Origin of the sequence: Nocardia beijingensis NBRC 16342 (genome assembly GCF_001612785.1) — a bacterium.
In the GTDB taxonomy this organism is placed as follows: domain Bacteria; phylum Actinomycetota; class Actinomycetes; order Mycobacteriales; family Mycobacteriaceae; genus Nocardia; species Nocardia beijingensis.
The window spans coordinates 75,721-90,649 of the sequence record NZ_BDBC01000021.1 but is presented as its reverse complement, the minus strand read 5'-3'; the positions used below and the strand labels follow the sequence as shown (position 1 = coordinate 90,649).

The following is a 14,929-nucleotide window of genomic DNA, read 5'->3' as shown; positions in this document are numbered from 1 at the left end:
ACAGGGCAGGGCGGTCGCCGAGACCGGACGGTCTACCGGGTGAGGCCGCCTTCGAGGTCGACGCCGGCTCCGCGCATGTGGTCCAGTGCGGCGCCGACCGTCTCGGGTGCGACGCCTGCGGTGAGATCGAGCAGGACGCGCGTGTCGAAACCCTCGATGCGCGCGTCCAGCGCGGTCGCGCGCACACAGTGGTCGGTCGCGATGCCGACCACGTCGACGGCGTCGACGCCGCGGTCGTGCAACCAGTCGGCCAGGCCGGTGCCGTCCTCGGTCGTGCCCTCGAACCCGGAGTAGGCGGCCGAGTACGCGCCCTTGGAGAAGACCGCCTGGATGGGACCGGTGGTCAGCGCCGGGTGGAAATCCGCGCCCGGCGTGCCGGCTCGGCAGTGCGGCGGCCAGCTGTCGATGAAGTCGGGATCGTCGGAGAAGTGCGCGCCGGGATCGATGTGGTGATCGCGGGTGGCCACGATGGCCCCGTAGTTCGTCGCCGCGAGGTGCTCGCTGATCCGGGCCGCCACGGCGGCGCCGCCCGCGACCGCGAGCGAACCGCCCTCGCAGAAATCGTTCTGGACGTCGACGATGATCAGTGCCCGGGTCATGGCGACCTCCCGCGGTGTGGCTGAACGACTGTTTCAGATTCTGCCGCGCGGCCGGACGCTCGTCGATGTAAACGCGGGGACCGCGCACGGTGATTACCGGGTGCCCCTTTCGTGCGGCCGGACGCGCCGCCTTCGAGCACGGAGACCTTCTCATGAGCCCTGCCAAGCTGTTCCGCAGCGTATTCGTCGCCACCACCGTGTTCCTGGCGGTCTTGTTCCTGCTCGGCTCCCGGCCCGCGGAGCCGTCGGCGTGGGTGTGGTTCGGGATCACCGGAGTCGTGTTCGCGCTGCTCTTCGCCGCCGGGCTGCTGCTGGTGGCCCGCGTGGAGCAGCGCAGGCGCTGACCTCAGACGAAGGTGGTCACCACGGCGGGTTCGCCCGCCGACAGCTTGAGGCCCTCCCACGGCAGGCTGATCAGCCCGCGCGCGACCAGGTCGCGGCTTTCGGCGAGGGTGGGGAGGTCGTCGACCTGCTTGCCCTCCCGGATCAGCGGCACCAGCAGCTCACGAGCTCGGAAGCCGTTGGATGGCGGCGTCGGCCCGGCCGCCGGGTAGACGATCTCCTCGACGATCGTGCCGGTATCGCGGGCCAGACGGATCGCCTTCTTCGTGCCGCCACGCGACTGCTTGTGACTGCTGCGTTTGGCGACCGGCACCCCGTCGACCTCGACCAGCTTGTAGACCATCCCGGCGGTCGGCGCGCCGGAGCCGGTGACGAGCGCCGTCCCCACCCCGTAGACGTCGACCGGCTCGGCGCGCAGCGCGGCGATGGCGTACTCGTCGAGATCGCCGGAGACCACGATGCGGGTCTTGCCTGCCCCGAGCGCGTCGAGCTGGTCGCGCACCTGCCTGGCCAGGACGCCCAGATCGCCGGAGTCGATCCGCACGCCGCCCAGCTCCGTGCCCGCGACCTCGACGGCGGTCGCGACGCCCCTGGTGATGTCGAAGGTGTCCACCAGCAGCGTCGTCCCGACCCCGAGCGTCTGCACCTGGCTGCGGAACGCTTCGGCTTCGTGTGCCCCGTCGGGGCCGCTGTGCAGCAGCACGAACGCGTGCGCGCTGGTGCCGGCCCCCGGAATCCCGTACCGGCGCACCGCCTCCAGGTTCGAGGTGGCGTCGAAACCGGCCAGATACGCGGCGCGTGCGCAGTCCGCGGCGGCGAACTCGTGGGTGCGCCGCGAGCCCATCTCGATCATCCTGCGCCCACCGGCCGCGCTGACCATCCGCGCCGCGGCGGCCGCGATCGCGCTGTCGTGATTGAGAATCGAGAGGATCAGCGTCTCCAGCACGACGCATTCGGCGAAGCTGCCGCGCACCGAGAGGATCGGGGAGCCGGGAAAGTACAGCTCGCCTTCGGGATAACCGTCGATGTCGCCGGTGAACCGGTAGTCACGCAGCCAGTCCAGCGTCCGCCGATCCGAGAAGGAGGCGGCGACGGCCAGTTCCTCCTCGCCGAACCGGAACTGCCGCAGCGCGTCGAGCACCCGGCCGGTACCCCCGACGACGCCGTAGCGGCGGCCGTTTGGCAAACGTCTAGCGAACACCTCGAAGGTGCACTGCCGATGCGCGGAACCGTCGGCGAGCGCCGCGGCGAGCATGGTCAGTTCGTACTGGTCGGTCAGCAGCGCGGTGCTGGTCACGCCGTCACGCAGGTCCACGTTGTCACTGTAGACAGAACGGTCGGCTCACGGCGTCCGGCATCGGCCCGGTGAACCGGCGGAAACGCGAATCGGGGCTGCGTGGGTGTTGTTTATCCGGGGTCGAGTCGTACCCTTGACCCTATGGCCTTGTGCAACACAGTCCGGGGTGACGTCGTTGTGGACGCCGCGAACGCGACATTGTCGGCGGCACAGGCGACACCCGAAGCGGTGGAGTACACCGAGATCCTGGAGGCGGAGGACCGCCCGTGGGTGACCGTGGTCTGGGACGATCCGGTCAACCTCATGCACTACGTCACCTACATCTTCCAGAAGCTCTTCGGCTACAGCAAAGCGAAGGCGACCGAGCTCATGCTGAAAGTCCACAACGAGGGGAAGGCGGTGGTCTCGTCCGGTTCGCGCGACAAGATGGAACACGACGTCCAGCGACTGCACGCCGCCGGACTCTGGGCCACCATGCAGCGGGACGACTGACCAGCACGACTACCCTGACGCCGTGCGCAAGTGGAGCAGGAAGAACTCGCTGAGCGGTCTCAAACTGCGATCCGAAATGGACGCACGTGAGGCCAACGTGCTTCGGTCCCTGGTCGGTGCGGTCTCCGGGCTGCTCACCGAGCGCGCCGAGTCCGCCCCCGACGACGACTTGGCCGCCCTCACCGGATTGCGATCCGGCAACACCGCCCCGCCGGAGGATCCGCGGCTGCGCAGGCTGCTGCCGGACTTCCACCGCAGCGAGCCCGGCTCGCCGGACGCCGAACGCGCCGACCTCAACAGCGCGCTGCGCGGCCTGCACGAGCCCGACATCATCGACGCCAAGCTGGCGGCGGGCTCGGTCGTGCTCGACACCGTGCCGAGCGCGGGCGGGAAGATCGTCCTCACCCCCGAGCAGGCCGACGCGTGGCTGACCGCGCTCACCGACGTGCGGCTGGCGCTGGGCACGGTGCTGAACATCGACGCCGACACGCCCGACCAGCTCGACCCCGACGATCCGCGCGCTCCGCACCTGGACGTGTACCACTGGCTGACCTGGATGCAGGACTCGCTGCTCCAGGCGCTGGCGCCCTGACCGGCCGCGCTGCGAAGATCGGCGGGAATCGACCGCAGTCCGCCGTGAGGAGTACAGATTGAACGCCGAACCGGGCGAACGCGATTCGCTCACCGACGTGCCGGGAGTGCTGGTCGGTCATCATCACGTCCTCGATCCGGACGCCACGCTCGGCTCCGGCGCGGCGACCGGATGCACGGTGGTGCGCGTGCCCGGCGGCGCGGTGGCCGCTGTAGACGTGCGCGGCGGTGGGCCCGGCACCCGCGAGACCGATCTGCTGGATCCGATGAACACCGTTCGTCGGATCGACGCGATCCTGCTCACCGGCGGCAGCGCTTTCGGGCTCGCCGCCGCCGACGGTGTCATGCGGTGGCTGGAGGAGAACGGCGCGGGCATCGTGATGGACCCTGCGGACCCGAGCCGGGTGGTGCCCATCGTCCCCGGCGCGGTGATCTTCGATCTCCCGGTCGGCGCGTGGGACATCCGCCCGACCGCCGAGTTCGGCTATCAAGCCGCCGCGGCGGCGGACGTCGACTTCGCTCGCGGTTCGGTCGGCGCGGGCGTCGGCGCACGCGCCGGTTCGATCAAAGGCGGGGTGGGCACGGCGAGCATTGTGCTGGGTGACGGGGCGGCCGCGGGAATCACGGTCGCGGCACTGGTCGTGGCGAATCCCGTCGGCTCGGTGTTCGATCCCCGCACCGGGTTGCCGTGGGGGTGCGGCACCGACGGGCCGGATTTCTTCGGTCTGCGGCCCGCGACGGTGGAGCAGTTGGCGGCGGCGAACGCGCTACCGGTGAAGGGCACCGTGCTCAACACCACGATCGGCGTCGTGGCCACGGACGCTGCGCTCGATCCGGCGGGATGCGAGCGGGTAGCGGTCGCCGCGCACGACGGGCTGGCCCGTGCGATCCGTCCCGCGCACTCACCGCTGGACGGGGACACGCTCTTCGTGCTCGCCACCGGGACGGCGGAGGAGGACACCGACCTGCCGCTGCCGCCCGCCTTCCCCGCCGATCTGCTCGTCCTGGATCAGATCTGCACGGCCGCCGCCGTCTGCGTCGAGCGGGCCATCGTCGACGCGATCCGCTCGGCGCACACGGTGGCGGGCATCCCCGCCTACGAAGATCTGTTCGGTATTTGATCTGCCGCGAACAGTGTTTGTCTTTCCAGCGCCTGCGGCGCTGGGTGTTCGCGGCCCTTTGTGGCTCGCATCCGAGCGACCGCCGCTTGCTCCTTCGTCGCCTACGCGACGGCCACTCGGACGCGAGCCGGGCCGCGAACGGCGGATGCCAGGTCTCGCTTCGCTCGAAAGTCGTGGTTGGGGTGAGCCGGGCGCGTTGATGTGCGAGCTCGCGGCAGGTTGCGCCAGGGGAGACACGGCGCAGGGACAGGTCGACCTCGCGAGTAGCGACTGCCGGTGCGCCGCTGGCGGGATGCCAGTGCGCCGAGGCGCGGAACATGCTCGTTCGCGTAAGCGGTGGCGTCAGGTTGTGCCGCTCGCGGGCGCGATGTGGGGGCGCGCCGTTGTCGTGTCGCGCTGCGGTCGCCGGGTCTCGGACGGGCCGGAACCGGGGACCGGGCGACGTCGCCGGGGGAATAGCCGAATATCCTGGCTCGTTGTCGACTGCGATGGGTCGGCGTTGTGGAAAGGTGTGCGACTCGTGCTGGTGATCAGGGCCGACCTCGTGGAGGCGATGGTGGCGCACGCGCGCGCCGATCACCCCGACGAGGCCTGCGGTGTCATCGCGGGGCCGGAGGGCTCGGATCGTCCGGAGCGCTTCATCGCCATGGTCAACGCCGAGCGTTCGCCCACGTTCTACCGCTTCGACTCCGGCGAGCAGCTGAAGGTGTGGCGCGCGATGGACGACGCCGACGAGGCGCCGGTCGTCATCTACCACTCGCACACCGCCACCGAGGCCTATCCGAGCCGGACCGACGTGTCCTACGCCTCCGAGCCGTTCGCGCACTACGTGCTGATCTCCACCCGCGATCCCGAGCAGCACGAGCTGCGCAGCTACCGGATCGTGGACGGTGAGGTCACCGAGGAGCCGGTGCGGATCGTCGACGCGTACGAGAACTAGACCGATGCCTGTTCGCGAAACCGAGGAGTACCCATGCCGGTAACCGTCTCCATTCCGACCATCATGCGCGGCCTCACCGGAGGTGAGAAGCGCGTGCAGGCGGAGGGCGCCACGCTGTCGGCGCTGATCGCCGACCTCGAGGCCAACCATCCAGGGCTCGCCGAGCGCCTGCTCAAGGACGGCAAGCTCAACCGCTACGTCAATATCTACGTCGACGACGAGGACGTGCGCTTCGCGGGCGGGCTGGAGGCCGAAGTGCCGCAGGACGCCAGCGTGACGATCCTGCCCGCCGTGGCCGGAGGCTGACCCGTTCCGTGGCGCGTTACGAATCGCTGATCGCGACCCTCGGCAACACCCCGCTGGTCGGGCTGCGCACCCTGTCGCCGCGCTGGGACGGTGACGACCACGTGCGACTGTGGGCCAAGCTGGAGGATCGCAACCCCACCGGCTCGATCAAGGACCGGCCGGCCCTGCGGATGATCGAGCAGGCCGAGGCCGACGGATTGCTGCGGCCCGGTTGCACGATCCTGGAGCCCACCAGCGGCAACACGGGCATCTCGCTGGCCATGGCGGCGAAGCTCAAGGGCTACCAATTGGTCTGTGTGATGCCGGAGAACACCTCGGTGGAGCGGCGGCAGTTGCTCACCATGTTCGGGGCGCGGATCATCGACTCCCCCGCGGCGGGTGGCTCCAATCAGGCCGTCGCGCTGGCCAAGCAGATCGCGGCGGAGAATCCCGACTGGGTGATGCTCTACCAGTACGGCAACCCGGCGAACGCGTCGGCGCACTACGAGACCACCGGCCCGGAGATCCTGGCCGACCTGCCCGAGATCACTCATTTCGTCGCGGGTCTCGGCACCACGGGCACGCTGATGGGGACCGGCCGCTTCCTGCGGGAGAAGGTGCCCGGCATCGAGATCGTGGCCGCCGAGCCGCGTTACGGCGAACTGGTCTACGGTCTGCGCAACATCGATGAGGGATTCATTCCCGAGCTGTACGACGAGAGCGTGCTGACCACCCGTTTCTCGGTCGGTCCCTACGACGCGGTGAAACGCACCCGCGAACTGGTGCTCGAAGAGGGCATCTTCGCGGGGATCTCCACCGGCGCCATCCTGCACGCCGCGCTCGGCGTCGCCCGCAAGGCGGTCAAGGCGGGCGCGCGCGCCGACATCGCGTTCGTGGTGGCCGACGGCGGATGGAAGTATCTTTCGACCGGCGCCTACGACGGCACGCTCGAAGAGGCGGAAGAGCGGCTCGACGGCCAGCTCTGGGCCTGATTCCCCGGCCGCGCCGGTACCCTCGGTGAGGCGGGGACGGCGAGGAGGTGGCGATGACCGGCGCGGGACTTGGTCCGTCGTTCGACCCTGATCGGTTGGCGGCGCTTCGTGCGCACACGGGCAAGCCCGCAGGTGCGCCCATGCCCTCCGCCGGAGGCTTCGCCGCGATCAAGCAACTGTGGCTGCGGGCCGGTGTGCTGATCGCCGGATTCGTGGGAGTGCTGTACGGCGTGGAAGGGGTGGACACCGCCGTCGGAGGACGGCTCGACCACGCCGGCATCGAACCGCGCAGCGCCGACGGGCTGACCGGCATCCTGTTCGCCCCGTTGCTGCACGGCGGCTGGCCGCACCTGATCGGCAACACGCTCCCGGTGCTCGTGCTCGGTTTCCTGGTCTTGGTGACGGGCATCGGACGCGGGCTGGCCGCGACCGCGATCATCTGGCTTGGGGCCGGGCTCGGCGTCTGGCTCACCGGGGCGACGGGCAGCACGCATATCGGCGCGTCGTCGCTGGTGTTCGGCTGGTTGACCTTCCTCATCTCGCGGGGGTGGTTCGCCCGCAACGTCGGGCAGATCGTGCTCGGCCTGGTCGTCTTGGCCCTCTACGGGTCGCTGCTGTGGGGTGTGCTGCCCGGACCGCCCGGAATCTCTTGGCAGGGGCATCTATTCGGCGCTGTGAGTGGATTGCTGGCCGGCTGGGTACTCTCTTCGGATGCACGACGAAACCGCCGCGGGAATCGAGCCGGAACCGGTGCGTCGCCGCGGTGAGTGGGCGGCCCGCCGGAAATGTGGGGGATCCTTTCTTGAGTGAGAATTCCGCGTGGCAGCATGGGGGGATGCGCCTTACCGTCCTCGGGTGCTCGGGCAGTGTGTCCGGCCCGGACTCTCCCGCGTCGGGTTACCTGCTGACCGGCTCGGACATGCGGCCGACGGTCATCGATTTCGGTCCGGGAGTGCTGGGCGCGTTGCAGCGCCACGCCGATCCCGGTGAGGTCGACATCTTCCTGACCCATCTGCACGCCGACCACTGCCTCGACCTGCCCGGTTTGCTGGTGTGGCGCCGCTACCACCCGACGCCCCCGGAGGGAAAGGCGATCGTGCGCGGCCCGTCGGACACCTCGTTGCGCATCGGCAACGCCTCCGCCGAGGTCGGCGGCGAATGCGACGACTGGTCCGATGTGATCGACATGCGCGCCTGGGTCGAAGGCGAGCCCGTCTCCTTCGGGCCGGGTCACACCGTCACCGCGCGCCGGATGTACCACCCGCCGGAGTCCTACGGTCTGCGCATCGTCACCGCCGCGGGCCGCACTTTCGTCTACACCGGCGACACCGCGATGTGCCCCCAGGTCCACGAACTCGCGCAGGGCGCCGACATCCTGATGGCGGAGGCATCCTGGACCCACGACCCGGCGAATCGCCCACCCGGCATTCACCTTTCGGGCACCGAGGCAGGCCAGATCGCCGCCCAGGCAGGCGTGAAGGAACTCCTGCTCACCCACATCCCCCCATGGACCTCCCGCGAAGACGTGATCGCCGAGGCGAAGGAACAGTTCACCGGCCCCGTGCACGCGGTGGCCCCGGGCGAAACCTTCGATCTCTGACCACAGTCCGGTAACGACGAGACCGGTCCGCACTCATCGAACGGGTTCGCCACGTCGGACATGTGAGGCGCGCTGCCGCAACGCGCCGGGTCGTCCGCGCGACGCGCCGATCCACGAATCCGTGAGGACATCCGTCTGCCGAAGCTCAGGGACGATCCGGCTGCCACAAATCGGTGCCAGCTCCAATCGGCCCGCGCTTCGCGCTGTGACCGCCCATGGCTCACACAGCGAGTTCGACGAAGAAACGGCCGAACTCTCTCTTGGTACGCCTCTGACCACAGCCGTGATCCCCCCGCCCAGCGCACCGCAACTACGTCTTTCGAGCGAAGCGCGAGAGCGGGCCCCGGCTCGTGCCCGGCTCCGGCTCGTGTGCACGCGACTGCCGTGCATGTGGCGAAGTTGCGTGCGACGGCGTACGACGCCCCGCGTATAGGGGCCGCGCCTTGAATCATGCGCTTGTCATCACAACGTGCCCAGTGCGCCGCAACTACGTCTTTCGAGCGAAGCGCGAGAGCGGGCCCCGGCTCGTGCCCGGCCCCGGCTCGTGTGCACGCGACTGCCGTGCATGTGGCGAAGGTGCGTGCGACGGCGAACGACGCCCCGCGCCAGGGGCGCGCCCTGAATCACGCGCTTGTCACGCAACGTCCCCAGCGCACCACCACTACAGGTTTCGAGCGAAGCGAGACCGAGCATGTGCCGTTCGCGGCCCGGCTCGTGTTCGAGCGGCCGCCGCGTCCGCGACGAAGGAGCAAGCGGCGGTCGCTCGAACACGAGCCACAAAGGGGCCGCGAACACGCCGCGCGAAGGCGCGGCAAATCCAACCCAGTATTCTGTGGCCGTGTCGAGACGAGCCGATGGCAGGGCGGACGATGAGCTCCGCGAGGTCCGGATCACCCGTGGGTTCACCACGCATCCAGCTGGTTCGGTGCTGGTGGAGTTCGGGCAGACGCGGGTGATGTGCACCGCGAGCGTCACCGACGGGGTGCCGCCGTGGCGGCGTGACTCCGGATTGGGCTGGCTCACCGCCGAATACGCGATGTTGCCCGCCGCGACGCACACCCGCAGCGGGCGTGAGTCGGTGAAGGGCCGGATCGGCGGGCGGACCCAGGAGATCAGCCGCTTGGTGGGCCGCTCGCTGCGGGCCTGCATCGACCTGGCGGCGATCGGCGAGAACACGATCGCGATCGACTGCGATGTGCTGCAGGCCGACGGCGGCACCAGGACGGCCGCCATCACCGGCGCCTACGTGGCGCTGGCGGATGCCGTGACCTATCTCGGCGCGGCGGGCGCGCTGGCCGACCCGCAGCCGATCTCCTGCGCGATCGCCGCGGTGAGCGTCGGCGTGGTCGACGGCCGGGTGCGCGTGGATCTGCCTTACGAGGAGGATTCGCGCGCCGAGGTCGACATGAACGTGGTCGCCACCGACACCGGAACGCTGGTGGAGATCCAGGGCACCGGCGAGGGCGCCACCTTCCCGCGCTCCACGCTGGACAAGTTGCTCGACGCGGCGCTGGCGAGTTGTGAGCAGTTGTTCGTCGTGCAGAAGGAGGCGTTGGCGCTGCCGTATCCCGGTGTGCTTCCGGAACCCGTCGAGCCGAAGAAGAAGTGATGACCCGCCGTCTGCTGGTGGCCAGCCGAAACGCCAAGAAACTGAACGAGTTGCGCCGCATACTCGACGAGGCGGGCATCGGCGGGATCGAGCTCGTCGGATTGAACGATGTGCCCCCGTACGACGAGGCGCCGGAGACCGGCGCGACGTTCGAGGAGAACGCGCTGGCCAAGGCCCGCGACGGCGCGGCGGCCACGGGGTTGGCGTGTGTCGCCGACGATTCCGGCATCGAGGTGGACGCGCTGAACGGCATGCCGGGGGTGCTGTCGGCGCGCTGGTCGGGCAGGCACGGCGACGACGCGGCCAACAACGCGCTGCTGCTGGCCCAGCTGTCCGATGTGCCGGACGAGCGGCGCGGCGGGCGGTTCGTGTCCACCTGCGCGCTGGTGGTGCCGGGCGGCGCGGAGACCGTGGTGCGCGGTGAATGGCCCGGTTCGATCGGGCGCAAGCCGGTGGGCGACGGCGGTTTCGGTTACGATCCGCTGTTCATCCCGGAGGGCGGCGACGTCACCGCGGCCCAGCTGACGCCCGCCCAGAAGGACGCGGTGTCGCATCGGGGGCGGGCGCTGGCCCAGTTGACGCCCGCGCTGGCGGCGCTCGCCGAAGGCTGACGCGGCCTCAGACGCCGTAGGTCTGCTTGACCTGTTTGGCGTTGACGTGCTCGACGAAGAACGACAGCAGCGGGATGGTGCCCGCGAGCAAGGTGCCGACGGTGCGCAGCACCGGCCAGCGGACCTTGACCGCGAGGTCGGCGGTGACCAGCAGGTAGACGAAGTACACCCAGCCGTGCACCACGGCGATCCAGCTGGGGGTGGCCACGTCGAAGCCGTATTTGGCGATCATCTCACCGGTGAGCAGCAGCAGCCAGAGGCCGGTGATCCAGGCCAGCGCCCGGTAGCGCAGCAGTGCCGGGCCGATCTTGGCCGCGTTCCCGGCGGGGGCCGGTGCGGTGGTCTCGGTGGAATTCTCGCTGGTGGTCAACCGGCGCTCCTCTCGCGGGTGTGCAGGCCCGCGGCGCGGACCTGCTCATCGATGTCGTTGGCGTGCAGTGCGGCGAGGTACCGGTTGTACTCGGCGAGCACGGGATCCTCGTCCCGGACGGCTTTCGGCCGCTCGGGCAGCAGGCCCGGCGGCAGTTCGGTCGGCGCGGTCGGCTTCGCGGTGCGCCCGGCGGGGGAAGCGTGCCGCTGCGCCGCGGCGGAATCGTTCTTCTCCGGGGGTTCGCCCGCCTCGCGTTCGAGTCGCACGAACCGGAAGTAGGCGAAGACGGCGAATCCCGCGAACAGGGGCCACTGCAACGCGTAGCCGAGATTCTGTGCGGTGCCGGTCGCGGACTCGTACCGCTCCCATTGCCACCAGGCCAGCCCCAGGCAGCCCAGCGCGGCGATGATCACCAGCGCGATGAGGGCCGGGCGGTTGTGTGCCGAGCGGCGGGGTGAGGCGGACACGGCTTCTACGGTACCCGTTCTACTACGCGAGCCGTAGAACGAGGTACGCCGTCCATCGCCCGCTGTGACCACGGCATCGCGGCGGCGAGGGGCCGTCGACGTGGTTCGATCGGAAACGCACGAGCGGCCTGCGCGACAGAAATCGGCTCCGGGCGCGGCGCCGCCGCCCGCGTGACGGGCGCCGGCGCGGGTGGTCCGGATCGGAGTGGATGCTCGAGCCCACTGTGCGGGGCGCCGCCCGGCTGCGGGCGCACCAACTCCGCCGGTGGTGGGCTGTCGACGCGCCGGTCCGACCCGAGCCGACGCGCGGGCGTCGTGGCTCGGGACGTCCGGACCGGGTCGGCGGTGGAGCGGTTGCCGGTCGACTGCTTCGTTGTCGCCCGGTTCAGACCGAGTAGATGACGCCGGTCTTGCGCTCGGATTCGGCCCACAACCGCTGCCACAGGTCCCGGTTCTGGGACAGGCGGGTGGACGACGAGGGCTTCACCGGGCCCTGGCTGCCGAAGAGACGGGTCGGGCCCCAGTAGGTCTCGGGGTCGGCGTCGGGCATGGTGGCGGCGAACAACGTCGAGTGCGCCGCCTTGGCGGGGGAATGGCCGATCAGGCGGATGAACGGCTTGGAGATGTGATCGAGCGGGGTCTCGGTGTGCGCGAAGAGGTCGGTGGCCGAGACACCGGGGTGCACCGCGTAGGAGCGCTTGGGCGAGCCGGATTCGCGCAACCTGCGTTGCAGTTCGCGCGCGAACATCAGATTGCACAGCTTGGACTGCGCATAGGCGAGATTGCGCTGATACCGGCGCTTCTCATAGTCGAGGTCATCGACCCAGAGCTTCGGCGTCTGCTTGTGCGCGATGCTGGACAGGGTGACCACCCGGTCGGTGATGCGATCCAGCAGCAGGCCGGTGAGCGCGAAGTGTCCGAGGTGATTGACTCCCCATTGGGTCTCGAAGCCGTCCTTGGTCCGCGAGAACGGGATGTTCATCAGGCCCGCGTTGTTGACAAGGACGTCGAACCGGTCGCAGTCGGCGGCGAACTTGCGCACCGAGGACAGATCGGCCAGGTCCAGTTCCGCCACGCGGACATCGCCGTCGATGCCCGCGGCCACCTCTTTCGCCTTGCCCGCGTTGCGACAGGCCATGATCACCGTCGCGCCCTTGGCGGCCAGGACTTTCGTGGTGACGGCGCCGAGGCCGCCGTTCGCGCCGGTGATGACAAAGGTGCGTCCCGTCTGGTCCGGGATCTCAGCTGGTTTCCACGCCATGCGTCAACCTTACTCTGGAGTAAGTTTACGGGGAAGGTTATCGGTAACGATCGTCTCAGACGCGGAAGCTAGTGTCGTGGAACGCGACCGCGACACGAGCTGTCGACCGGTTGTTCAGCGGCCGCTGCCGATGGGTTGCCCGAAGGCGGCCGCGAGGATATCGCCCACCGTATCGCCCCAGACCTGCCAGGTAGCGGGGTCCAGCGTCATCGAGCCGACATCGGTGACGGTGACGCCGCCGGCCACCGGCACGCCCGCGAACCGGTCCCGCAGCCACAGCAGCGCGCGCGGCGCGGCGATCGGGTCGAGGGTGAGGTGCTCGCTGAAGTGGTCGCGGATGTACTCGACCCGTGCGCCGGGGTCCTCGGCATACGTTCCGACCAACTCGTTGACCGGCCCGACCGGAATCAGCCAGTCGGCGTTGGCCTGGTACATCAGCATCGGCATGTCCGGCACCGCCTGGCCCAGCTTGGTCTTGTTCAGGACAGCCACGACGTCGGGGTCGGTGAAGGGGTTCTTCGCCAGCATCCCGAGGTTGTCCGCGAACGGGAACAGCGCGGCCTGGTAGCTCGCGCAGAGTTGCTCTTTGCCCGCGATCATGAGTTTGCCCAGGCCGTTGGCGTTCTCGTCGAGAAATCTGCGCAGCTCCGGATATTCGCGGGAGACCCCGAGCGCGCCCGCGAAGATCAGTCCGGCGGAGAGGTTGCCGTTGGCCATCCGCAAGGCGGCCGACAGGTCGGCGGGGATGCCGCCCTCCGCGGCGCCGACCACGTTCAGTTCGGGGGCGTAGTCGCGCTTCAGTTCGGCGGCCCAGCCGGTCGCGATCGCGCCGCCCGAGTAGCCCATCATCCCGACCCTGGTCCCGGTCCCGGTCAGTTGCATCGGCGCGAAGTTCTCCGCGGCGCGAATGCCGTCGAGCGTGATGCGGCCCGCCAACGGCCCCGCCGCGTAAGCGGAATCGGGTCCTTGGTGATCGGGGATCACCGCGGCCCAGCCCTGGGCCAGCGCGGCCTGCACCTCGAGGAACTGCGCGGCCACCAGGGTCGAGCCGGTCAAGGTCGCCGGGATGGAACCCATCTGGAGCTGATACGACGGCATGCAGTAGTTGCCGGTGGAGTCCTCGGCGATCTGGTAGGAGAACAGCGGCCGGTCGGCGGCGTAACCGCGCGGCTTGATCACCGTGGCCACGGCGGGAATGGCCTCGCCGCGGGAGTTGGTGGAGCGGTAGGACAGCTGCCAGGCATCCACGTTCACCGGGAGCAGGGACAGGTTGGCCAGATTTACCTGGCGCGCGGCGATGACCTGGCCGGGAGCCAGGTCGGCGTAGGCCTGCGCGGGCGGGCGGTAGAACGCCGGGTCGAAACCGGGTGGCAGGGGCGGAATCGGGAACGGCAGCGCGGGCTGGACCGCCGGGGCGTCCGGCTGGGGCTCGGCGGCCGCGGAGCCGGGTAGCGACGGCAGCCCCACCGCGACCGCGGCGAGCGCCGCGAGCAGCTTCGGTGCGTGTTTGCGGGAAATGACCACGCGAGAACCTCTTCGTTCGGTGAGCCACATTTGTGAGCCCCATCGGTTTCAGACTGGCCCGAGTATGCGGCGTCATGACGCCGATCACAAGTACGAATCGGCGGCCGTCCAGGCGGGCGGGACCGGTTCGCGGTCGCCGTGATTTCGCTACGGTGAGAGATGTGACGGCGACAGTGGGCAGGCAATACGGCGGGCGTGCCGTCGTGGAGCGGAAAGCCGAGCGGCGTCAGCGATTCCTCGAGGCGGCCACCCGGATCTTCGCCGAGCGCGGCTATGCCGACTGTTCGCTGGCCGACGTGTGCTCCGCCGCGGGCTTGTCCAAGCGACAGTTCTACGAGGAGTTCCAGGCCAGGGAAGACGTTCTGGTCGCCGCGTACGACCGGATCCAGGACGAGGCCGCCGCCGCCGTGGTCGCGCGGATGGACGCGCTCGACCCGCGGTTCGACCTGCGCGCGGCGATGACCGCCGTGGTGACCGCCTACCTCGAATCGATCGGCTCCGATCCCTATCGCGCGAAGGTCGCCTTCATCGAAGTGGTCGGGGTGAGCGAGCGGATGGAGCGGCACCGGCGCGAGCGCAGGCACGCGTGGGCGGCCGTGCTGGAGTCCCGCGTGGTGCCGGTGGTCGCTCCCGGTTCGCGGATACGCGGCGCCCCCGGCTGGGGGGCGAGCGCCTTGATCGGCGCGATCAACGGCCTCGCGCACGAGTGGGTGCTCGCCGATCCGCGTCCGACGGTGGCCGAGCTCGTCGATCTGCTCGTCCCCATCGCGATGTCGCTCATCGAGCGCGGGGACGACGCGCCGGAGAGTGCGCCCCGCTGATTCGCTG

General features: G+C 69.7%; 18 protein-coding genes. 12 read left to right on the top strand and 6 right to left on the bottom strand.

The features are described from left to right. Window positions 1-32: 32 nt before the first annotated feature. A complete protein-coding gene (locus NB3_RS15590; RefSeq protein WP_067803090.1) occupies window positions 33-599 on the bottom strand; it encodes an isochorismatase family protein in 567 nt (188 codons plus the stop codon). A 152-nt stretch (window positions 600-751) separates the two neighbouring features. On the opposite strand from NB3_RS15590, the gene NB3_RS15585 reads away from it, so the two are divergent. Then, window positions 752-943: a hypothetical protein gene (locus tag NB3_RS15585; protein WP_067803089.1), complete on the top strand. Its 192-nt coding sequence runs from the start codon at window positions 752-754 to the stop codon at window positions 941-943. Window positions 944-945: 2 nt separating this feature from the next. Here NB3_RS15585 and NB3_RS15580 read toward each other — a convergent pair whose 3' ends face one another. After that, window positions 946-2,256 carry a nicotinate phosphoribosyltransferase gene (locus tag NB3_RS15580; RefSeq protein WP_067803086.1) on the bottom strand — a complete coding sequence of 437 codons (1,311 nt, stop codon included), beginning with the start codon at window positions 2,254-2,256 and terminating at the stop codon, window positions 946-948. Between the two features lie 123 nt (window positions 2,257-2,379). Between NB3_RS15580 and clpS the strand changes: the two genes are divergently transcribed. From clpS to rdgB, 10 genes are all read left to right on the top strand, one after another. Then, on the top strand, window positions 2,380-2,730 hold the full coding sequence (gene clpS, locus NB3_RS15575; RefSeq protein ID WP_039796380.1) for an ATP-dependent Clp protease adapter ClpS: 351 nt from the start codon (window positions 2,380-2,382) through the stop codon (window positions 2,728-2,730). Between the two features lie 22 nt (window positions 2,731-2,752). Next, window positions 2,753-3,322: an oxidative stress transcriptional regulator AosR gene (aosR, locus tag NB3_RS15570; RefSeq protein WP_067803080.1), complete on the top strand. Its 570-nt coding sequence runs from the start codon at window positions 2,753-2,755 to the stop codon at window positions 3,320-3,322. Between the two features lie 58 nt (window positions 3,323-3,380). Then, entirely contained in the window at window positions 3,381-4,442 is a 1,062-nt protein-coding gene (locus tag NB3_RS15565) for a P1 family peptidase (RefSeq protein WP_067803071.1), read from the top strand. A 520-nt stretch (window positions 4,443-4,962) separates the two neighbouring features. Continuing rightward, entirely contained in the window at window positions 4,963-5,382 is a 420-nt protein-coding gene (locus NB3_RS15560; RefSeq protein ID WP_067803148.1) for a M67 family metallopeptidase, read from the top strand. Between the two features lie 33 nt (window positions 5,383-5,415). Then, the gene (locus NB3_RS15555) at window positions 5,416-5,688 is read left to right on the top strand and encodes a MoaD/ThiS family protein (protein ID WP_067803067.1); all 273 of its coding nucleotides are present in this window, start codon (window positions 5,416-5,418) and stop codon (window positions 5,686-5,688) included. 8 nt (window positions 5,689-5,696) lie between these two features. Beyond that, on the top strand, window positions 5,697-6,659 hold the full coding sequence (locus tag NB3_RS15550) for a cysteine synthase (protein WP_067803058.1): 963 nt from the start codon (window positions 5,697-5,699) through the stop codon (window positions 6,657-6,659). A 53-nt stretch (window positions 6,660-6,712) separates the two neighbouring features. Next, window positions 6,713-7,426 (top strand): rhomboid family intramembrane serine protease, encoded by a 714-nt coding sequence (locus NB3_RS15545; protein WP_084486268.1) that lies wholly within the window; start codon window positions 6,713-6,715, stop codon window positions 7,424-7,426. Between the two features lie 68 nt (window positions 7,427-7,494). Continuing rightward, window positions 7,495-8,259 carry a cyclic nucleotide-degrading phosphodiesterase gene (locus NB3_RS15540; protein ID WP_067803053.1) on the top strand — a complete coding sequence of 255 codons (765 nt, stop codon included), beginning with the start codon at window positions 7,495-7,497 and terminating at the stop codon, window positions 8,257-8,259. 838 nt (window positions 8,260-9,097) lie between these two features. After that, window positions 9,098-9,868: a ribonuclease PH gene (gene rph, locus NB3_RS15535; protein ID WP_067803145.1), complete on the top strand. Its 771-nt coding sequence runs from the start codon at window positions 9,098-9,100 to the stop codon at window positions 9,866-9,868. Continuing rightward, on the top strand, window positions 9,868-10,479 hold the full coding sequence (gene rdgB / locus NB3_RS15530) for an RdgB/HAM1 family non-canonical purine NTP pyrophosphatase (RefSeq protein ID WP_067803050.1): 612 nt from the start codon (window positions 9,868-9,870) through the stop codon (window positions 10,477-10,479). The genes rph and rdgB overlap by 1 nt, the downstream gene beginning before the upstream one ends. Window positions 10,480-10,486: 7 nt before the next feature. Here the strand turns inward: rdgB and NB3_RS15525 are convergent, their stop codons facing one another. The 4 genes from NB3_RS15525 to NB3_RS15510 form a co-directional block, all read right to left on the bottom strand. Further along, window positions 10,487-10,849: a DUF3817 domain-containing protein gene (locus NB3_RS15525; RefSeq protein WP_067803046.1), complete on the bottom strand. Its 363-nt coding sequence runs from the start codon at window positions 10,847-10,849 to the stop codon at window positions 10,487-10,489. Next, the gene (locus tag NB3_RS15520; RefSeq protein WP_067803044.1) at window positions 10,846-11,316 is read right to left on the bottom strand and encodes a transcriptional regulator; all 471 of its coding nucleotides are present in this window, start codon (window positions 11,314-11,316) and stop codon (window positions 10,846-10,848) included. Before NB3_RS15520 ends, NB3_RS15525 begins: the two co-directional genes overlap by 4 nt. 385 nt (window positions 11,317-11,701) lie before the next feature. Continuing rightward, complete coding sequence (locus NB3_RS15515; protein ID WP_067803041.1) at window positions 11,702-12,577, bottom strand: oxidoreductase; 876 nt, start codon at window positions 12,575-12,577, stop codon at window positions 11,702-11,704. A 114-nt stretch (window positions 12,578-12,691) separates the two neighbouring features. After that, entirely contained in the window at window positions 12,692-14,101 is a 1,410-nt protein-coding gene (locus tag NB3_RS15510) for a lipase family protein (protein ID WP_371855906.1), read from the bottom strand. A 161-nt stretch (window positions 14,102-14,262) separates the two neighbouring features. On the opposite strand from NB3_RS15510, the gene NB3_RS15505 reads away from it, so the two are divergent. Next, complete coding sequence (locus tag NB3_RS15505; RefSeq protein ID WP_067803037.1) at window positions 14,263-14,922, top strand: TetR/AcrR family transcriptional regulator; 660 nt, start codon at window positions 14,263-14,265, stop codon at window positions 14,920-14,922. Window positions 14,923-14,929 lie beyond the last annotated feature (7 nt).